This window comes from Thermaerobacter sp. PB12/4term, assembly GCF_003403315.2.
Classification (GTDB): Bacteria; Bacillota; Sulfobacillia; order Thermaerobacterales; family Thermaerobacteraceae; genus Thermaerobacter.
On record NZ_CP048407.1, the window covers coordinates 1,863,300 to 1,883,958 of the forward strand.

Below are 20,659 nucleotides of genomic sequence, written 5' to 3' on the forward strand. Positions count from 1 at the left end.
GCCCGAATCAGAGTCACTCTACAGCTCTACCAGAGACAGACCAGCCCGTCGGAACAGCGCACCCAGCGCACGGGCGGATCGTATGGCCCCGGGGCCGGCCGGAACCGCAGGCTCCCCCCGTTGGGCTCGTAGAGGAAGCTCATGGAGCGCCGAAAACGCCGGCCACCAAGGTGGGTGTGAAGGACACCGCCCACGCGGGCATAGACCCGTCCGGGAACGGGTTCAACGCCCGCCACGACATGGGCAGGCACCACGGCGGGTGACTCCACAGGCTCGCCGTCACCCGCCACCTCGGGGGCCCAGTCCAGTTCCTCGGCTTCCTCCACCGCCACAAACCGCGGCACCGTCAAGGCAAAGGCGGAGCCGAGGTATGTCGGGTAGACGCTTTGCTGGTTGCGGATGCGTTCCGCCAGGTCATCAGCGTCAGGCCCAGCGTAGTAGACCCGGTAGGCGGGTTCCACCACCAGCTCGATGGCCGTAGGCCGGTTGAAACTGTCGCTCCCACCCAGCCATCCCTTTCCCAGCAAGGATAGCTCCTGGGAGCGGGTGCGAATCGGGCGCAAGCACCGGACGCCCGTCCAGGCTTCCCGGGTGGTCCACTCGGGCAGCCCCAAAATGGCCCCCAGCATGCCCCTTAAGGCCGTGCGGGTTGGGAACGGATAGGTGGCATGGGTCACGGCGGTGTCCGGGCGCCGGTAGTGGGCGATGGACCCGGCGACGTCAAACACCAGCAACGGCAAGGACCGTGCCATGATCACCCCACCTACATGGCGGGCTGGGGCTCGCCGCCCAGTTCCCGCAGCGCTGCGTCACCCTGCAGCTGGAAGGCCGGGTTGAGCCAGTAGCGGACCCGGGCAATGCGGTCCTGAAACTCCAGCAGGCGCTGGCCGAGAACCTGGACATCCAGGCTCACCTCGGCAACCGACGTGGGCCGCGACGGCTGGAGCCAGGCCTCCCGGCCCGGCTCCAGCCGAACCAGGCGGTCCAGGTCGCCGATGCGGAAGAAGGGATCCTGGTACTCCACGTGGAGCAGGAAGAGCGGCTCCTGGATGCCACGGCCCCGGGCCTGGCGGAAACGGGTCCCCTTCCAAAGGCCCTCCAGCACCAGGTCAACATCCTCGCTGGATAGACCGGTCTCCTTCGCCAGGGTCGCGTTGATGATTCCATGCATGGCAAAGACGGCGAAGGGAACGATGTAAGTGGTCCAGATGGTGCCCTGTTCCTTGCCCCGGTCATCCTCGGACGCCATGACCACCGTTCCCTGCACATACCGGCTCTCCACGGGGTGCAGGGAGTGGGCCCAGGCGAACTGCACCGGACCGGTGAGGTGGAAGGACACATCCCGAACAGAGTAGACGACACCGAAGGCCCGGACGTCGAAGGCCTTGCGCGGCAACTCGGCCCGCGCCTCACCAGGGCTGATTCCGAGGACCTGTTCCGCCAGAGCCTTGCGCCCCAGCAGCTTCCCGTCGGCCGACCGGGCCTCCCGGACATAGATGTGGCGGGTACCGTCACCCCCATCCGGATACCGGGCCAGGACGTAATCCCGCACGTCCCGCTTGATGCTGACGTCCGAAAGGCTGATGCGGCCGTCCTCCTCGTCGAACAGCCGGCGGGCATCGCTATCGTTGAGCGGATCGCGGTTGGGAATACCATCCTTCACCGACTTGACGAAGAGCAGCTCCCCACTTCGAACGGCCATGGCTTCTCCTCCCCGCTTTGCACTCGATTTGCTTTCTTACTTGAAGATGGGTCGGGTCCCCTCGGTTACACCTGTGAGCCCGTCATGCGGTCGCGCCGGGAGTCTCGTCCTCCAGTTCCCCGGCGGGTTCCCCGCTCTCGCTGCCGGCGCCCGGGCGGTTGGCATCCGCCAGGAGGTAGCCGGCCCAGAAGCCAGCCAGGAACCGGTCTGGCTGCGCCTGAACCTCACGGCGCGCCTGTTGCGCCTTGACCAGAAGAACGCCGTTCAGGTGGCGAAAACGCTCCGAAAGGGCCATATTGAGCCGGGCAGCATACTCGGGGAATCGCGTAAGAGCCCGCGTAATGATGGCCTCAGGCGTCAGGTTCGTGCCGAAGGTCATCACCCGGTGCTTGAGAAACTCCTTCCCCCGAGTGGCTGCATAATACTGCCTGGAAAACTGCCGGGTCAGGTCGCCAATGGCGAAGCCCAGCTCCTCCACATCCTGCAGATCCAGTTCCTGTGGGGGAATGGACCGCAGCTCAGCCTGCAACTCCTGCCAGGGGCGAATGGCAAACACCTCCCCTGCCGGCCACTGGCCGGCGATGTCGCGATGATAGCGCTGCCAGAAATCACGAAACACCACGTACAGGCGAATCTCGGCCTGCATGCGGTACATGGCCTGGCGGTCGCCCAGCCGGTGAGCCAGCTCCGTCAGGCGAAGCGCCAGGTTGCGTACGAACCGCCGGTAAGAGATGGGCCGCCGGCGCAGTACGGCCTCCATGCCCTGCCAGACGTAACCGGGGCCGTAGGCGTTGATCAGCAGCGAAGGAAGCGAGCGTAACCGCCGGAGGGCTTCATCGGCGAACCGGTTGCCTCCCCGGATCAGCTCCTCGTGGGTGCTGACCACTTCATACAGGGCATCGCGAACCTCCGACGCGACCGCGGGGACTACATCCTCGATCATCGCCCGCAGGTGGATATCACCCCGTTCCGGCGCACCGCTGAAGTAGACCAGCGTGATGCGGTAATGGTCGGTGAAGAAGTCGTCAGCCACAGCAAACTCAAATCCGGCGACGGACTCCAGGTGCCGGGTCCAGCCGGCCTCCCCGGTCCGCATGTACATGAACCCCGTGCAAAACTGCTCCACCGCCTCAGGATCCCGGAAGATGCCGTCGGACAGAGGCAGAACAAAACCCGTTCCGTAAATGGTACCGGGCATCCGCCCCCTTTCGGCCATCTCTCGCCCGCCGGGGCTGTCGGCGGGGGCGAACAGCTCGCGCGTGAGCCACAAGGGCAGCGGTCGCGTCAACGCGTTAAAGACCTGGGCTCCCTGGGTCAGGGCTGCGTAGCAATCGGTGCAAAGGGCAGCACCCTCCACCAGTTCTTCCTTGGCAAGGGTCTCCGGAAAGGGGGCCTCCCACGTTGGTGCAAACCACGGCCAGGCCTTGGAGTAGATCGAAACCACATCGCCTTCACGGTGGCACAGGGTGCACGTACCCTGCATCTGACCCAGGGTCGCGCCTTCCTCGGCCTTCGCCGCCCATACCAGGGGCACCAGGGCGGGCAGGTAAGCCACCACCCGCCGGCCGGGGTATAGCCGGCTGGCCCCCAGTTCCACCACGGTGTTCGGGTCGGCAGCAGGGCCCTCCATGTAGCGATAGGGCCCCTCGCCGGTGACGGGCACGATCAAAAGGAGCCCCATGACCTTACGCCCCTTGCCAGCCTTGCCTAGGGACGCACCCGTCACCATGGCCGCGGCAGCCCTGGCGACAACACCGACGGCGGCATCCGGCCGGTGCAGGGTCCTCTCCCACCGGCCCTGAATGAAGCGTTCCACCACACCCCCGTCGTGGAACGCCGCCAGGTCGCCTTCGTAGATGATGTAGGCCGGAACGGGGTAGCGGCCCTGGGCATGGCGGGGGTTCCCACCCCGGGGCAGCGTAAAAGGGGCGGCGACCGCGATGTCCAGTTTGGTTTCGACCACCTCGCTCTTGCCCTGGACGCGCCGGGCCGTCCAATCCTGGAGCGGCCACGCCGCAACGGGCTTGTCGGGGTGGCTCTCGTCAACCTCCACGATGATGACGTTGCAGAAAAACCCCACGGCCTGCGGGCTGCCTACGTCCGTGATGTCCAGCAGGGTTTCCCGGGCCGCCGCGCTTTGACCCAGAAAGGGGCGCCCCAGCCGAACAAGGTTCTCAATCAGCACCCTCTTTCACCTCCCTGCTCACTGCCACCTCTACCGCGGGTGCGGTCTCCTCACCGTTGCGCAAGGCAGGGACGGGCTCCTCAGCAGCGCGGCCATTGCCCCGTGACGGAGTCTGAGCTCGTGCGGACACGAGGTCACACAGCCCGAACCCCTGGGCGTTCTTCGAGCCGAAGCCGGCTTCCAGTCCCAGGGCAATCAGGGCGGGGTCGCCCGTTGCCTCGAAGGTGCCGGTGTAGCCCTTGATGATCCCGTGGCGGAACCGGGCCACATGGCCGCGGGCGGTGCCCCACCAGCGGATCTGAATGCCCGGCCCCTCGTAGGTGCGCCCGGTGAAGGCCTCCCACTTGCGAACCAGGTTCTCGGCCACCAGCCGCTCGAACTCCCCGCTGCGCGGTTCGAAGAAGTACGTAAAGCGGCTGCCGTCGGGCCGGTTCACGGTGCTGTATACGGTGATGGGCGTCCGCGCCCGCAGGGTGACGGGCGGGGTGATGGAAGGCAGCTCTTCAAAGCGAACCGACTCGATTTCCACCAGCTGGCTGCCAAGCCGGAGCGTGCCCAGCTGCAGGGCCCGGGACGCCAGGGCATGGACCACCGGGGCAAAGGGCGAGCTCACCGTGAAGTGGACGCTCCCGGCAAAGCGGATCGCCTTGCTGCCGTTGGGCCCGTGGAGGCCGCTGCCGTTGTTGGGGCCGTTGCCGTTGTTGGGGCCGCTGCCGCCGCCGGTGTCGCCAGTGATGTTGACGGCGTTGGAGCCGGTGCCGGAGGCGCCGCTGGTGCCGCTGGCACCGTCGAGGCCCGTGCTGGCCGCACCGCCGGTTCCGCTGGCGAGGCCAGCCCCACCGGTACCGCCGGCAATGCCGCCACCGCTGGCATGCGTAGTGCCGGAGGTTCCGGCCGTACCGGGGATGCCAGCGGTGCCGCTGGCGCCGGTGGTGCCGCTCGCTTCGCCCTTGCCGTTCGGGCTGCCGTCCGAGCCCCGGTCGCCCCGGGTCCCCCGCCCAGCAGCCCCTCCGGGCGACCGCTCGATGGTGTACATCCCCTCCAGCCGGGAGAAGGTGAACATCTTGTACCGGCGGGCACCGCGGGTAAAACCCTGGTCATGGAGGAACCCCGCCACATCGGTGCCTTCGAGAAGGTGGTAGACCAGGCCCTGGAGCAGGCTGTTGTACTGCAGCGGCAAAACCAGCTGGCCCGAAACCGGTCGCAACTCCATGATGACCCGCATGGATGACTCCCCCCTGCTCCCCCCACTGGGGACATCGGTCGGCTGCCCCTCACCCTTAGGCTCCACGGACCCGTGTCCAGCGCCCCCCACCGGCAGGACCCGTGGCGCACCGCCTCACCGCTCCGCGCCGGCCCCGAGGCCCCGTTCGTCCGGCCGGGTTCGTCGGTACAAACCCGCTGCGCGCCACCTCCTTTCCAGCCCGCACGTTAAGCCCTTGCGGTATCTCCCCTCGGGTATCTCCAGGTGTCTTCAAAGGTACGGAACCCGGGCTGACAAAACGTGTCATCGCCACCCGCGCCCTTGGCTGGGCCTGCAGCCGCCCTTGCCAGGCCCAGGCCGGCGTGGCCACCCTTGCCTGGCCTTAGCCGGCGCACCGCCCTTGCCTGAGCCCGCCCACCGCGCCGCCCTCGCCGGGGCCTGACCGGCGCCGCCCTCGCCGCCGGAGCCGTCCTCTCCGGAGGCCCCCTTGCCGGCGCAACCACCCTGCGGACCCGGCCCTGCCCGGCAATGCCGCCCGCCGGCACCCCGCGGCACCGCCTCACCGCTCTTGCAGGAATTCTGGCCCGCAACACGCCCAGGGCTTGGTCCCGGCGCCGTCAGGCGGGGACCACGGCCCGCCACCGGCCCGCCACAGCCCGCCGCCGGCCCGCCGCTCCGGCCCGCCGTCGGGCAGCAACCAGGCCCCCCACCAGCCCTGGGTTGGGACCGGCACCAGGCCGAGACCACGGCCCGGCGGCCGCCCGGAGCCTTTCCCCGTTACGGGCTCGGGTCCGCGGCCCGCCCAAGGGCCGGCCGCTCCGGCTCGCCATCAGCGGTAGACGCGCGCCATGGCCGCCGCTTCCGCAGCCATGGCCTCCCGCAGCGAAGCGGGTTCCAGCACCTCGACCCCAGCCCCAAACTGCAAGAGCCAGCGCATGATTTCTTCCGTTCCGAGCACCCGGAAGGAGAGCACCAGCGATCCGTCCGGTTCTTCCCGGGACTCCTGGCTGGGATGCCAGGTCCGGCCCCGGACGTAACGGGCCTGGGGCGGATGGAACCGCACCACCACCTTCTGGCGCTCGGCGCCCCTCTGCAGGCGCCAGGCCTCGCCAAAGTAGACATCGGGGGAAAAGCGATCGGGGGTCGGAGGAGGGAAGGTTTCCGCCAGCACCTCGATCTCCCGGATCCGGTCGACGGCAAAGGTCCGCACGTCCTGGCGCCAGCGGCAGAACCCCGCCACGTACCAGGCGCCGTCGTAATACCGCAGGTGGTACGGTTCGACCAGGCGCGTGGTCTCCTGGTCCCGGGAGGCGGTGTAATACCGCAATCGGACCACCCGGCACCCCTCGATGGCGGCCCGCAGGGCCCCCAGCCGCTCGCCCACGGCCTCCGGGTCGCCGCGGGCCGGCTCGAAGAAGAAGGACACCTGGTGGGCCAGGGACGCCAGGTCGACCGTCACCTGGTCCGGCAGCAACTCGGGCAGCCGGTTCAAAAGCGTCCGGAAGGCGTCTTCCAGCCCGTGGGCCCGCACCGCCTCCAGGGCCTGCAAGCCCAGGACCAGCGCCAGGGCCTCACCGGCGCCCAGCCGGGCCAGCCCCGCTCCCACCGGCGGCTGCCACCCCGGGTCCGCCAGGTAATACCCGTTCCGGCGCCGGTCGAACTCCAGCGGAGCGTGCCAGTCGTCGCGCAGCACGTCCAGGTCGCGGTGGATGGTCCGGGAGGTGACCTCCAGTTTCTCCGCCAGGGTACGGGCATTGGGATAGCGTTTCGCCCGCAGCTCGTCGACGATGCGCACCAGCCGGTGGAGCTGGGCACGGTTCATCGGCATTTGGTCCCCCCATCCCCAGGAACTCCCCCGAAAAACGGTAAAAACTCCCCCTGTGGGATATGACGCCCCAGGAAAGAATTCCAAGGGATGGGTCAACTTCCTGCCGAATGTTGCCGCGAATTGTCGCCTATTGGCCGAATCAGCAAATACGTACAAAAGCGCCGGGCATGCCGCTCGAGGCGGCCCACCCGGCGCAACGACACCGCCACCGGCCCAAGAAGGCCGGGCAGCCGATGAGACCAGCCCGACGGGTCGCCGGCTCTGACACCCACCGGCCCCTAACCCCGCCCGGCTCTCTCGCGCTCCGGACGAACCCGGCCCGCGACCTGGACAAACAAGGCCCGGGACCGGGACGAACCCGGCCCCGGGGCCGGCATCAGCGGGGCGCAAACATCAGGCGGTACAGGGCCCGAGCGTAGATCCGGACGCAGCGCACCAGGTCGTCGATGCTCCAGTACTCGTCGGGCTCGTGGGCCAGCTCCCGCTGCCCGGGGAACAGCGGGCCGAAGGCCACGCCGTTCCTGAGCACCCGGGCGTAGGTACCGCCGCCGATGGCCAGGGGCCGGGCCGCGGGATCCCCCGCCTCCTCCCGGTAGACGGCCAGGAGCCGGCGGACGATCTCGCTGTCGTCGGGCACGTGGTGGGGCGGCATGTCCTCCCGGGATTCAAACCGCCAGCCGGTTCCCGCCAGGGCGGCCACCACGCGCCGGGCCAGGTCCTGGGCCGAAGCCGTCACCGGGTAGCGCACGTTGCAGTCGGCATAGAGGATGGCACCCGCCGTCCCGGCCCGCCCAGCACCCCGGGAGGCCTCGGGCGCCGCCGCCTCCCCCGGCGCACCGGCGGCAAGGCTCGCCGCCCCCTGCAACGGATGCTCCCCCACCAGCCGGATCAGGCCCAGGTTGACGGTCAGCGGCCCCGACACCTGGTCCGCCACCGCGATCCCGAAGCCCGAGCCGTCGGTCCGTGCCCCCGCCCCGGCCAGGAACGCCAGGTCGGACGAGCGTGGCAGGGCGGGCCCCAGCGCCCGCGCCAGGGCGTTCAGCAGACCGGCCACGGCGTTGATGCCCTTCTCCGGGTGCATCGCATGGGCCGCGGCACCCCGGGCCTCGACCACCAGCCGTTCCCCCTCCACCCGGGCCGTGATGCGGGCCCGCCCCGGGCCGCCGCCGTCCTGGAGGCGGCGGGCCAGTTCGTCCAGGGAGGGGGCCCCGGGCCCCTCGACGGCCAGTTCTGCCACGGCATGTTCGGGTACCACGTTGACCCGGGTGCCGCCCTCCAGGCGGAGCAGGCGGGCGCGCCAGCCGGTGCCCGCGGCCTGGGCCTCGCCGGGCAGCTCCAGGCTGAGGCGGAAGGTCCACATCCCCTTCTCCGCGTTGACCAGGGGGAACATGGCGTCGGGGCTGAAGCCCAGGGCGGGCTGGGGCTCGCGGGCGAAGTAGTACTTGACACACTCGAAACCCGACTCTTCGTTGCCGCCCACCACCAGGCGGGCGCGGCGGGCGGGCCGCCGGCCTTGGGCCAGGGCCAGATCGGCCACGGCCTTCAGCGCATAGAGAGCCGCCACCGTGGGGCCCTTGTCGTCGACGGCGCCACGAGCGTAGATGCGGCCGTCGTGGATCTCCGCCCCGTAGGGCGGGTAGGTCCAGCCCGTGCCTTCGGGCACCACGTCCACGTGGCCGAGGACGGCGATCCACTCCTCCCCCTCACCGATCTCGGCATCGACGGCATAGCCGTCGAGGTTCCGGGTTCGGAAGCCCATGGCCTCGGCATGCCGGCGGATCCACTCCAGCGCTTCGGCCACCCCGGGCCCGAAGGGCTGGCCGGGGGCCGGTTCGTCCTGCACGCTGCGGATGCGGCAGAGGGCCTGGACGGCCTCGATCATGGCCTGGCGGTGCTCGCCCAGCCAGCGGTCGAGCTCGGCAACGAAATGGGCCTCGCCGGCAGCATCCTCGCCGGCCAGACGACCATGCCCGGCACCGCCTGCGTTCTCGCGCACCTCACCCTCGCCTGCCACGGCTGGCACTCCTTCCTGAATGGCATCTGCCCGGCGCGGCATCGGCCCGGGGCGGGTCTCAGGCCTGGGCGTGCCAGAGGACCCGGCCCAGGAAGTCCCGGGCCCGCGGGTGCCCGGGATCGCGGAAGAACTGCTCCGGCGGCACGTCCAGCAGCACGCGCCCGTCGTCCATGAACACGATGCGGTGGGCCACCTCCCGGGCAAAGCCCATCTCGTGGGTGACCACCACCATGGTATACCCCTGCCGGGCCACGTCGAGCATCACGTTCAGCACCTCGCCCGTCAGCTCGGGATCCAGGGCGGAGGTGGGCTCGTCGAAGAGGATGACCTTGGGCCGCATGGCCAGGGCCCGGGCGATGGCCACCCGCTGCTGCTGGCCGCCCGACAGCTTGGACGGCCGGTGGTCCATGCGGTCCGCCAAGCCCACCCGGGCCAGCATCTCGCGGGCGATCCGCTCCGCCTCCTGGCGCGGCATCCGCCGGACCGTCACCAGCCCCTCCATCACGTTCTCCAGGGCCGTCATGTGGGGGAACAGGTTGAACTGCTGGAATACCATGCCGATCTCCTGGCGCTTGCGGTTAATCTCGGCCGGGGAGTCTTCCACCCAGCGGTTGCCCTGGCGGCGCCGCCCGATGGGCTCGCCGTCCACCAGGATCTCCCCCTCCTGCACCGGCTCCAGGTAGTTGATGGTGCGCAGGAGGGTGGACTTGCCGCTGCCGCTGGGACCGGCGATGACCACCACCTCGCCGCGGCCGATGGTCAGGTTGATGTCCTTGAGCACGTGCAGGTCGCCGAACCACTTGTTGACGCCACGGAATTCGATCATGGGCGCCTCACTCATACTCCTTCAACTTCCTTTCCAGCCACGACCCCAGGGTGGTGAACAGCGTCGTCATCACCAGGTAATAGAACGCGGCATAGCCGAAGAACCACACCGACTTCAGCGTGGCAGAGGCAAACTGCCGCGAGTTGAGCATGATCTCCTGAAGCCCAATGACCGACACCAGGGACGAGTCCTTGAGCAGGATGACGAACTCGTTCACCATGGGCGGGATCATGCGGCGGTACGCCTGCGGCAGGATGACCCGGCGCATGGCCTGGCCATAACTCATCCCCAGGGACCGGGCGGCTTCCATCTGGCCCCGCGGGATGGACTCGATGCCCGCCCGGATGATCTCCGCCAGGTAGGCTCCCGAGTTGATGGACAGCGCGGCCACTCCCGAGGGGAAGGCGTCCAGAACGATCCCGTAGTCCGACAAGCCAAAGTAGATAAGGTAGATCTGAACCAGCAGGGGCGTCCCGCGAATGATCCACGTGTAGGCGGAGCCGATGGTCCGCAATACCCCGAAGCGGGAGAGTTTCATGAGGGCCACCAACAAGCCGATGGCGAGGCCGAGAACGATCGAGACCACCGTCAGCTTCAACGTAAGCCAGGCGCCGGCCAGGTAAATCGGCGTTACCCGGTGCAGCGCGCCCCACAAGCCCAGATCCACCAGACCTTCTTGCGGCATCTTCTGTCGCCGTCCTCCCATCACCCGGGGTCAAGAGCCCGCCCGGCCCCACACGTGGCTCCGGAAACCGCACGCCGGCGCTGCGGTTGCCGCGCGCCGGCGTGGCTCGTGCCTCGGACTCTCATCTCACCCGGCGTTGTGTGCTGATCGTGGTGGCGCAGGCGGGCCGGCCCACCTGCGGCCCGCCGGGCGGCCGCTCACTGCCCACCGAACCACTTGGTGTAGATCTGGTCGTAGGTCCCGTCCTGCTTCAATTCGTCCAGGGCCTTCTGGATCGCCTGCACCAGGTCCTCGTGGCCCTTTGCCACGGCGATCCCCACCGGCGCCCGCTCAAACGGTTCGCCCACGAACTCGTACTTGTCGCCCTCGATATTGGCGTAGTAACGGGCCACCGGCTCGTCCAGGATGGTGGCGTCAGCCCGCCCGACGTGGACTTCCTTCAAGGCGTCGGGGAAGGTCTGGAAGGTCTTCACCGTCGCGCCCTCGATGCCCCGGGCAATCTCTTCGTTGGTGGTCCCGATCTGCACGGCGATGACCTTGCCCTTCAGGTCATCCAGCGAGTAGATGCCCTTGGGGTTCCCCTTCGCCACGACGATCATCTGGCCCATTTCAAAGTACTGGACGAAGTCCGCGCTCTTCTGCCGCTCCTCGGTGATGTTCATGGAGCTCATCACCACGTCGTAGCGGCCGGACTCCAGACCTGCCAGGATGCCGTCCCAGTCCACCACCACCGCCCGGTGCTCCACGCCCAGCTTCTCGGCGATGGCCTTCCCCAGATCGATGTCAAACCCGATCAGCTCACTGGGATTCTCCGGGTTGGGGAATTCCATGGGCGGGTACGCGCCGTCGGTGGCGAAGGTCATGTACCCGCGCTCCTTGATCTCATCCAGCAGCGACTTCTCGCCACCTTCGCCCCCGGCGCCGGTGCCCGTGCCGCTGCTGGTACCGGAGCTGCTGCCCGAGTCCCCTGTGGCCGGCTGGCCGGATCCACCGCAGCCGGCGACGATCACCAGGGCGGCCACCAGGGCCAGGGCGGCCCACAGCCGGGCCATGCGCCCCCTACGACCGAAGATTGCCAACACGTTCTCCCACCTTTCCTGCCGGAAACGCATAAAAATACAAGCAACACGTTTGAAAATAAAGATTCGGGGCCGGCTCGTCAACTCCTTGTGGACAGCGGCGATTTTCTGTCGTTTTTCGTTGCGGGGCCCGGTGGTTTCCAGAGGGAACGGCGCACCGGCGGCGAATCGCTGACGGGTTACGACAGCGATCGACACCGGCCCGCAGGTGCCCATCGACCCCTGCGCGGAGGGGCGCAGGGTGCCGGCACCGGGCCGGCCAGCGAAAGGAGGATGTCCTTTGCAGTTTGAGGTCGTCATCGTGGGCGGCGGCATCGCCGGCCTGCAGGCCGCCTGGCACCTACGCGAGATGGGGATCCGGCGGATCGCCGTCATCGAGCAGGGGGCTGTGGGGGGCGGCGCCACCTCCCACGGGGCGGGGTTCCTCTCCCACTTCACGTGGAACCCGCTGGACGCCCACCTGGTACGGCGCAGCGCGGAGCTCTACGCGGCCCAGCAGGCGGAGCTGGGCGGCTCCTTTTTCCGGGTCACGGGCTCGTACGTGGTGGTGTCGCGGACCGTGCCGCGGCCGGGGGCCAGCGGCCATGGGGGCACGGTGACCGGGGTGCCGGGAAGCCGTGCCCGGCAGGAGGCACCGGCCGAGGTGCCTGCGCCGGCCCGCCGGGCAGGGGTGCCGGCGCAGGCAGCGGCCACCAGCGGCCAGGCGAACCAGGGCGGCGAGGCAAGCCAGGAAAGCATGGTCGAGGGCGTGACTCGCCAGCTGGCCGCGCGGGCTGCCATGGTGCGGGAAGCCGGCATTGCCGTCCACGACCTGACCCCCGCCGAGGGTGCGGTGGCGGTGCCCGCCTGGAACTGGGCGGACGTGGAAGCCGCCTGGTTCGTCCCCGGAGACGGCACCTTGCTGCCGGGCGAGGTGGCCCGCACCCTGGCCCGGCGGCTGCGCCAGCGGGAGGTGGCCATCCTGGAGGAAACTCCCGCCCTGGAGCTGGGGCTGGGGCGCGGTGCCGCCGGCCCGGTGGTGGCCGGGGTCCGCACCCCCGCCGGCCCCGTGGCGGCCGATGCGGTGGTGGTGGCCACGGGTGTCTGGACCCGCCGGCTGCTGCAGACGGCGGGACTGGACGCGCCCATCAAGCCCTATCGCACCCAGCTGTCCTTCTGGGCGCTGCCCGCCGGTCTTGACCCCTCCACCGTGCCGCCCCTGCACGACGTCACGGGCGAATATTACTGGCTGCCCCGGGAGGGCTTCCTGGCCGTGGGCGACGGCACCCAGCTGGTGGAACAGGACCCTGCCGCCTTCCGCCGCGAGCCCGACCCCGAGTTCATCGCAGCCTGCCGGGCACGGCTCGAGCACCGGCTGCCGGCGGCCCGGGGCGCCGAGCTGGTTCGCGGCTGGGCCCACCTGTGCGACGCCACCCCGGACCGGCGGCCGCTGCTGGGGCCCTACGGAGGCGTTGAGAGCCTGCACCTGGCGGTGGGCTTCAACGGCTTCGGTGTGATGCGGGCACCGGCGGTGGGGGAGCTGGTGGCCCGGTTCGTCCTGGGGGAAGAACCGGCGCTGGGCGGCCGCCCGCTGGAAGGCACCGAAGCCCTCCGCGCCAGCCGGTTCAGCGGCTATACCGATTTTGAGATGGGGCAGGGCTTCAACACGGCCGGCGAGGGCTAGCGGGTGGCGGCCCGGAGAGCGGGTGCGGAGGGGAGCGGGCCGGGCGCCCCGCCGGACCCGCAGCCCCCGGTCACCGGCGTGTTCGGCAGGAACCGGGCCGCCCACCCCTAAGCAATCATCAAAGGACAGCAGTTTAAGGAATCTTCGCGCGCCTTCGACTTTCGAGTCGCGTCGTCTGGAGGGTCATGCCCGTGGACAAGCCGATTCCGGCCCCTGCCGCGGCCGCGGCGGGTGCCATCGACCTCTCCTGGTGCCGGGCGGAGTTCCCCGCCCTGGAGCTGACCGTCAACGGCCATCCTGCAGCCTTTCTGGACGGGCCCGGCGGGACCCAGGTCCCCCAGGCGGTGATCGAGGCCATGGCCGCCTACCTGGTCAAGAAGAATGCCAACACCCACGGCGCCTTTATGACCAGCAGGGCCACCGATGAAACCATCGCCGAGGCCCGGGCCGCCCTGGCCGACTTCCTGGGGGCCACGCCCGCCGAGATCGCCTTTGGTGCCAACATGACCACGCTCAACTTCAACCTGGCGCGGGCCATCGGCCGCACCCTGCGCCCGGGCGACGAGATCGTGGTGACCGAGCTGGACCATGACGCCAACGTCAGCCCCTGGCTGGCCCTGGAGGAACAGGGGGCCGTCATCCGCTGGCTGCCCGTGGACCCGGAGACCTGCACCCTGGACCTGGACCAGCTGGCAGGCCTACTGGGGCGCCGCACGCGGGTGGTGGCCATCGGCTGGGCGTCCAACGCGGTGGGCACCATCAACGACGTGGCCCGGGCCGTGCGCATGGCCCACGACGCCGGCGCCCTGGCGGTGGTCGACGCCGTCCACTACGCGCCCCACGCGCCCATCGACGTCCGGGCCATCGGCTGCGACTTCCTGCTCTGTTCGGCCTACAAGTTCTTCGGCCCCCACGTGGGCGTGCTCTACGGGCGCCGGGCGGCCTTCGAGGCGCTGGCCACCTACCGGGTGCGGCCCCAGTCGCCCTCGGCACCGGAGAAGATCGAAACGGGGACCCTGAACCACGAGGGGCTGGCCGGGGTGGTCGCGGCCATCGACTTCATCGCCCGCCTGGGCCGTCGTCACCTGGACACCTTCCGGCCGCTGCTGGGCGAGGCCACCGGCCGCCGGGCAGAGATCCTGGCCGCCATGCATGCCATCGAGGCGCACGAGGCGCCCCTGGCGGCCCGCCTGCGGGCCGGCCTGGCCGCCCTGCCGGGGGTCAAGGTCTACGGGCCTCCCGAAGGCCATCCCCGCACCCCCACGGTGTCCTTCACCGTGGCCGGGCATCATCCGGCCGATGTCGCCCGGTACCTGGCCGAGCGGGGCCTGTTCGTCTGGGACGGCGACTTTTATGCCGTCACCTTGATCGAACGCCTGGGGCTGGCGGCGTCGGGTGGCCTGGTGCGGGTGGGCCTGGCGCCCTACAACACGGTCGCGGAGGTTGACCGGCTGCTGGCGGCGGTGGAGGAACTGGCGCGCCGCTAATCCAGTACCCCGCCCGCGCCGGCCCCCGCCAGGGCCTCGAGGGGAGGGAAGCCCACCACCATGGACCTTGCTGGTCACGGGCCGGCCCGCCGCTCCGGCGAGGTGCCTGGCCACGGGACGGACCAGCCCCCGGGCGGCGAGCCGCTCGGTTTCGGGACGGACCATCCCCCGAGCGGCGATCCGCCTGCGCCCGCCCCCGGCCGGCCGCAAGCGGGCGAGCCGGCTCAGGGGTACAGGCCCGACCCCGTCCAGGAGCGCAGTCCCGAGCCGGCCGCCCGGGGGGCTGGGGGGCGCGCCCGGGAAGGTGCCCGGGGGCGTGCCCGCCGGCCGGCCCGGCCCCCGGCCCGCCGGCCGCGCCGCCTGCGGCGGTACCGGTTCGTCCCCGTGGACTTTGAGACCTTCACGGCCTGGGCGGAGGAGATCGTCGGCCGGCTGCCGCCCCGCCTGCTGCAGGAGCTCGAAGGCGGGGTCCAGATCGACCCCGAGGCCCGGCGCATCCCCTCGGACCCGCCGGGGGTCTACCTGCTGGGCGAGTACATCACCGAGCCCTACCTGGGCCGGTTCATCCGCATCTACTACGGCTCCTTCGAGCGGGTGCTGGCGGGAGAACCCGCCGGCGTCTGGTACGCCGAGCTGGAGGAGACCATCCTCCACGAGCTGCAGCACCACGTCGAAGGGCTGGCCGGCGTGGACTGGCTGGGGCTCGAAGACCTCCGCCAGCTCCAGCAGCTCTGGGAGGAGGCACGCCGGGGCAGGGCCCCGGGATCCGGGGAAGCCCCCGGCCCGGAGGCACCCGGAGCCGCCGGTACACAGGCCGGCACCGGCCCAGCACCAGCCGATCCGGCGCAGGGCACAGCCCCGGGCGCCGGAGCCGGGCCGGAAGGGGCATCCCGGGCGGAAGCCCCCGGCATCGCGGGCATCGCGCAGGAGCCGCCCAGGCGGGGCACCCGGCGGGGCACAGGCCACGGCCGGCACCCGGGGTAGGAAGGCGAGGAACCCAAGCCCATACGTCACGGGAGGGAGGAACGGACGGTGAAGGGCCGCCAGGGGCCGCTTCAGGGCATCCGCGTGCTCGACCTTTCGCGGGTGCTCAGCGGGCCGTACTGCACCATGATGCTGGCCGACTTCGGCGCCGACGTGATCAAGATCGAGCGCCCGGGGGCGGGCGACGACACCCGGGCCTGGGGGCCGCCCTTCGTCAACGGGGAGGCCGCCTACTTCCTATCCGTCAACCGCAACAAGCGCAGCGTGGTGGTCGACCTCAAGGCTCCCGAAGGCCGCGACCTGATCCGGTGGATGGCGCGGCACTGCGACGTGGTGGTGGAGAACTTCCGGCCGGGTACGGCCGCCCGGCTGGGCATCGGCCCCGAGGACCTGCTGCGGGAGAACCCGCGCCTGGTCTATGCCTCCATCTCGGGCTTCGGCCAGGACGGGCCGTACCGGGACAAGCCGGGGTACGATGCCATCGCCCAGGCCATGGGGGGCATCATGCACGTCACCGGCGAGCCCGACCGGCCCCCGGTGCGGGCCGGCGTGGCCATCGCCGACATCGGCGCCGGGATGTGGGCCGCCTTCGGCATCCTGGCCGCCCTGTGGGAGCGGGAGCGCTCCGGCCGCGGCCAGGTGGTGGACGTCTCCCTGCTGGAGGGCCAGATCGCCTGGCTGACCTACGTGGCCGGTAACTACTTCGCCACCGGCCAGGTCCCGCGCCGCTACGGCTCGGCCCACCCCAACCTGGTCCCCTACCAGGCCTTCGAGACGGCCGACGGCCACCTGATCGTGGCGGTGGGCAACGACAGCCTCTGGCGGCGCTTCTGCGAGGCGGCGGAACGGCCCGATCTGGCCGCCGACCCCCGTTACGCCACCAATGCCGGCCGTGTGGAGCATCGGGACCAGCTGCTGCCGGAGCTGGAGGCCCTGATGCGCAGCCGGACCACCGCCGAGTGGCTCCGGCGCCTGGACGCGGCCGGGGTGCCGGCGGGTCCCATCCTCAGCATCGCCGACCTGGCCCAGGACCCCCACGTGCAGCACCGGCAGATGATCGTCTCCCTGGAGCACCCGCGGGCCGGGGTCATCCGGGTGACGGGCATCCCCGTCAAGCTCTCGGTCACGCCGGGCGCCATCTACGCCCCGCCCCCCCTGCTGGGCCAGCACACCGACCAGGTGCTGGAAGAACTCGGCCTGCCGGCCGAGGAGCGGCAGCGGCTTCGGGAAGCGGGCATCATCGCCGGCGCTTAGGGCGAAGGACGGTGGCCGGAAGGGCAGCTGGCGAAGACAGGAGGACCGGTTCAGGTGAGCGGCACGGCAGCAGGTCCAACCCGCATCAAGAACCCTGCAACCCCCTCCTTTCCCCTCCCGGCATTGCTGGACGCCCTTTCCGATCTCGTCGATACGGCGCCGCCGGTCATCGCGCGGCGGGGGCGGGACTACGCCGCCGGGGGGCAGGTCCTGGAGGTCGGCTGGGAACCGGGCCCGCGCCTGGTCGGCCGGGTCCAGGGGACCGCTGCCGAACCCTACCGCGTGGCGATCTGGTGGGACCCGGCCATGGAGGACTGGCAGGCCGCCTGTTCCTGCCCGTACGATGACACGCCGTGCAAGCACGCCGTGGCCGTGGCCATCGATGTCCTCACCACCTGGAGTCGCCTGCGGGAGGCCGGGACCACGGCCGGGCCCGAAGAGGGGCCGGATGAACCGGCCCCCGAAGGGCCGGCCCACGGCCTGGCGCCGGCGGCCGGTTCGTCCCCCGCCGCCGCGCCGCCTGGACCCGCCACCGGCCAGCGGGCACCCGGCACCGGCCAGGGGGCTCCGGCCCCCGGCTGGCGGGAAGCCATGGAGCGCTGGACACGGCCCGCGGGATCCGGCGGAACCCGGGTTGCGGGGTCGCACCCTGCCCGCCACCCGCTGCCCCGGCCCGGAACGGACCAGGTGGTCGTCCGCGTCTACTTCTACCCCGGCGGCCCGCGCCTGGCGATCCACCGGGCCCGCTGGGGCCGCCAGGGGCTGGGCAAGGAGCGGCCCCTTTCCTTCGACCCCTTCTCGCCCTGGGGCCCCTCTCCCGCCGGGCCGCTGCACCGGCTGCTCTTCCGCCTGGTGGAGCAGGCCGGTCCCCATTCCCGCCGGCCCGCACCGGCCGGTTACGACCCGCTTTACGAGCTGCCGCCCGGCATGGTCGACCTGGGCTTCGAAATCCTGGGCCGGCTGCCCTTCGTGTTCGCCGGCGACGGCTCCGAACCCCTGCGCATCGAGCACGAGCCCTACCGGGTCGAACTGCTGGTCGCACCGGCCGGAAGCGGCGGCGACCTGACCCTGACGACCCTCTGGTCGACCCCCACGGGCCAGCCCTGGTCACCCCCGGCGGGCAGCATCGGGATCCCGGGGGAGCGCTACCTGTGGGTGCAGTGGGGGCCTGTGGTGCGCCCGGTGCTGCCGGAGGGCGACGTGGCGCTGCACCTCGCAGTGGGTGCCCGGCCGCTGGTGATCCCGGCGGCCGAGGTGGCGGAGTTCGTCGGCCACTACCTGCCGCGGCTGCAGCAGCAGGCCCGGGTGCGGCTGCCCCGCCTTCTGGAAGAGCGCATCCGGGACGGCACCCCGCGGCCCGTGGTCCTGCTCTCGGAGTCCGAGGGCGCCCTGGTGGTGGAACTGGCCTTCGCCTACGCGCCTGGCGGCCCCACCGTCCGGGTGCAGGACGAGGAACCCGTCCTGATCGAAGGGGAGGCGGGCTTCCGCAGCGGGAGGAAGGAGCCGCCCGTCTGGTACCGCCGCCGCCGGGACCTGGAGCAGGCGGCCTGGGACGAGTTTGCCGCCCTCATGGCCGCCGCCAGAGCCCGGCCGGACGCCGCCGGCCGCTGCCTCCTCTTCGCGGACAGCGCCCTGGACTTCCTCACCCAGACCCTGCCCCGGCTGGCCACACGATGGGAGGTCCGGGGCCAGGAGCGCCTGGTCCGCTTCCGGGTCGGCCGCGGTCCCCTGCGCTCCCGGGTTCAGGTGCGGACGGGCATCGACTGGCTCGACCTGGACGTCGCCCTGGAAGGGCCCGACGGCGCGGCGGGAATCGACGCCCTGCTGGACGCGCTGGCGCGAGGCTCCCGTTATGTCCGCCTCGACACGGGGGTACTGGCGCGGCTGCCTGAAGCCTGGCTGGAGCGGCTCGACACCCTGGCCGCCCTGGCGCCCCGGCGGCGGAAGACCCAGCGCCCCTCGGCCGGCAAGGGGCAGGGTTCGCCCCTACCGGAGCCGCTGCGGCTCAGCCGCTGGGCCTTCGGCCTGGCTGCGCAGATCCTGGAAGGAGCCGACGAGGCGGAGGCCGACGAGGGCTACCGCCGCCTCAGCCGGTTGCTGGACGGCTTTCGGAGGATTCCCGCCGTCCCGCTGCCCCGGGGGCTGAAGGCCCGGCTGCGGCCCTACCAGATCCTGGGCTACCACTGGCTTGCGTTCCTGCGGGACCACGGGCTGCACGGGATCCTGGCCGACGACATGGGCCTCGGCAAAACCCTCCAGGTGCTGGCCCTGTTGCTGGCCGAGAAGGAGGCGGGCCGGGCGGCAGCCCCCAGCCTGGTGGTGGTACCCACCTCCCTGGTCCACAACTGGGTGGAGGAGGCCCGCAGGTTCGCCCCGTCCCTCGACGTGCTGGCGCTGGCGGGACCGCGGCGCAGCACCCTCTTCCGCCAGGCGGGCCGGTACGACCTCCTGATCACCACCTACCCCCTGGTCTGGCGGGACGCGGAACGCCTGCTCGAGCGGGACTACCACTACCTCATCCTAGACGAGGCCCAGCACGTGAAGAACCCCGAAACCCAGTCCTGGCGGACCTTGCGGCAGGTCAAGGCCCGGCACCGCCTGGCCCTGACGGGAACGCCCGTGGAGAACCACGTCCTCGACCTCTGGGCCCTGTTCGAGATCCTGCTGCCGGGATACCTGGGGCCCCGGGATGCCTTCCTGCGCCGCTACGGCGGCGCGGAGGTCGAACCTGGACCGGCGGCGGCCCCGAGGGCGGCACCGGCACCGGCGGAGGGCCGGCTGGTTCCGGCCGGTGAGGCGGATCCGCGGGTGGTGGAGCTGCGGCGCCGGATCCACCCCTTCATCCTGCGGCGCCTCAAGGATCAGGTTGCCCGGGACCTGCCGCCCCGCACCGAGGTCGTCCAGTACTGCGAGATGGCGCCCGCCCAGCGGCGCCTCTATCGCGAGCTCCTGCTGGCCTACCGCACCCGGGTCCAGGACGAGGTGGATCGGGTGGGCATCGCCCGCAGCCGGATGACGATCCTGGAAGCCCTGCTGCGGCTCCGCCAGGCCTGCTGCCACCCCGCCTTGCTCGACCTGCCCGCCTATCGCAAGGCGGGGTCGGCCAAGCTGGAGGCCTTTCGCGAGCTGGTGGAGCACGCCGTGGGCGGCGGCGGGCGGGTGCTGGTCTTCAGCCAGTTCGCCCGCATGCTGGACATCCTGGGCCAGGAGCTGGACCGCATGGCGATCCCCTGGGAGCGCCTGGACGGCCGAACCCGCAACCGGGCGGCCCGGATCGAGCGCTTTCAGGCGGGCCAGGTGCCGGTGTTCCTGATCAGCCTCAAGGCCGGCGGTACGGGCCTGAACCTGACCACCGCCTCATACGTCATCCACTTCGACCCCTGGTGGAACCCGGCGGCGGAGGAACAGGCCACGGGCCGCGCCCACCGCATCGGCCAGGACCGGCCGGTGTTCAGCTACAAGCTGATCACCCGGGGTACGGTGGAGGAGAAGATCCTGCAACTCCAGGCCCGCAAGCAGGCCCTGGCGGGGGCGCTGCTGGCCGGCGATGGCAAGCTGGGCAAGGACCTGACCCGCGAGGACCTGGAGTTCCTGCTGGCGCCGGATTGATTTCCGGCCCGCCGTAGGGCATGGTGGACCCGGACGAACCGGCCTCGACCCGGGCGCGCCAGCCTGAACGCGGACACGCCGCCGGGGACGCGAACGCACCGGCGCGATGAAGGCGCGACGGCCCGGCCCGATGGACCGC

At 70.9% G+C, this 20,659-nt stretch carries 14 protein-coding genes; 5 read left to right on the plus strand and 9 right to left on the minus strand.

The window, feature by feature from the left end; all coding sequences use genetic code 11:
* Positions 1 to 26: 26 nt before the first annotated feature.
* The 9 genes from cas5 to DYI95_RS07755 all read right to left on the minus strand — a co-directional run bounded on the left by cas5 (position 27) and on the right by DYI95_RS07755 (position 11,523).
* A complete protein-coding gene (cas5, locus tag DYI95_RS07715; protein ID WP_243149682.1) occupies positions 27 to 752 on the minus strand; it encodes a CRISPR-associated protein Cas5 in 726 nt (241 codons plus the stop codon).
* 11 nt (positions 753 to 763) lie between these two features.
* Positions 764 to 1,702 carry a CRISPR-associated protein gene (locus DYI95_RS07720; RefSeq protein ID WP_116900359.1) on the minus strand — a complete coding sequence of 313 codons (939 nt, stop codon included), beginning with the start codon at positions 1,700 to 1,702 and terminating at the stop codon, positions 764 to 766.
* A gap of 82 nt (positions 1,703 to 1,784) precedes the next feature.
* A complete protein-coding gene (locus DYI95_RS07725; protein WP_116900358.1) occupies positions 1,785 to 3,887 on the minus strand; it encodes a hypothetical protein in 2,103 nt (700 codons plus the stop codon).
* Positions 3,877 to 5,112, minus strand: a complete 1,236-nt coding sequence (gene cas6 / locus DYI95_RS07730; protein WP_116900357.1) for a CRISPR-associated endoribonuclease Cas6 — start codon at positions 5,110 to 5,112, stop codon at positions 3,877 to 3,879. Before cas6 ends, DYI95_RS07725 begins: the two co-directional genes overlap by 11 nt.
* A gap of 808 nt (positions 5,113 to 5,920) precedes the next feature.
* Positions 5,921 to 6,919: a YafY family protein gene (locus DYI95_RS07735; RefSeq protein WP_116900356.1), complete on the minus strand. Its 999-nt coding sequence runs from the start codon at positions 6,917 to 6,919 to the stop codon at positions 5,921 to 5,923.
* 376 nt (positions 6,920 to 7,295) lie between these two features.
* Positions 7,296 to 8,933, minus strand: coding sequence for a Sapep family Mn(2+)-dependent dipeptidase (locus tag DYI95_RS07740; protein ID WP_116900355.1), 1,638 nt, complete (start codon positions 8,931 to 8,933; stop codon positions 7,296 to 7,298).
* A 58-nt stretch (positions 8,934 to 8,991) separates the two neighbouring features.
* The gene (locus tag DYI95_RS07745; protein WP_305849853.1) at positions 8,992 to 9,774 is read right to left on the minus strand and encodes an amino acid ABC transporter ATP-binding protein; all 783 of its coding nucleotides are present in this window, start codon (positions 9,772 to 9,774) and stop codon (positions 8,992 to 8,994) included.
* Positions 9,767 to 10,444, minus strand: coding sequence for an amino acid ABC transporter permease (locus DYI95_RS07750; protein ID WP_116900354.1), 678 nt, complete (start codon positions 10,442 to 10,444; stop codon positions 9,767 to 9,769). Before DYI95_RS07750 ends, DYI95_RS07745 begins: the two co-directional genes overlap by 8 nt.
* 197 nt (positions 10,445 to 10,641) lie before the next feature.
* Positions 10,642 to 11,523 (minus strand): basic amino acid ABC transporter substrate-binding protein, encoded by an 882-nt coding sequence (locus DYI95_RS07755; protein WP_116900353.1) that lies wholly within the window; start codon positions 11,521 to 11,523, stop codon positions 10,642 to 10,644.
* A 280-nt stretch (positions 11,524 to 11,803) separates the two neighbouring features.
* Here DYI95_RS07755 and DYI95_RS07760 point away from each other — a divergent pair, with 280 nt between their 5' ends.
* The 5 genes from DYI95_RS07760 to DYI95_RS07780 all read left to right on the plus strand — a co-directional run bounded on the left by DYI95_RS07760 (position 11,804) and on the right by DYI95_RS07780 (position 20,520).
* Positions 11,804 to 13,186 carry an FAD-binding oxidoreductase gene (locus DYI95_RS07760; RefSeq protein ID WP_116900352.1) on the plus strand — a complete coding sequence of 461 codons (1,383 nt, stop codon included), beginning with the start codon at positions 11,804 to 11,806 and terminating at the stop codon, positions 13,184 to 13,186.
* A 185-nt stretch (positions 13,187 to 13,371) separates the two neighbouring features.
* Entirely contained in the window at positions 13,372 to 14,673 is a 1,302-nt protein-coding gene (locus DYI95_RS07765) for a cysteine desulfurase-like protein (protein ID WP_164581351.1), read from the plus strand.
* Positions 14,674 to 14,733: 60 nt separating this feature from the next.
* The gene (locus DYI95_RS07770) at positions 14,734 to 15,657 is read left to right on the plus strand and encodes a metallopeptidase family protein (protein ID WP_243149683.1); all 924 of its coding nucleotides are present in this window, start codon (positions 14,734 to 14,736) and stop codon (positions 15,655 to 15,657) included.
* Positions 15,658 to 15,705: 48 nt separating this feature from the next.
* Positions 15,706 to 16,911, plus strand: a complete 1,206-nt coding sequence (locus tag DYI95_RS07775; protein ID WP_116900351.1) for a CaiB/BaiF CoA-transferase family protein — start codon at positions 15,706 to 15,708, stop codon at positions 16,909 to 16,911.
* A gap of 54 nt (positions 16,912 to 16,965) precedes the next feature.
* Entirely contained in the window at positions 16,966 to 20,520 is a 3,555-nt protein-coding gene (locus tag DYI95_RS07780) for an SNF2-related protein (protein WP_305849854.1), read from the plus strand.
* Positions 20,521 to 20,659: the final 139 nt, after the last annotated feature.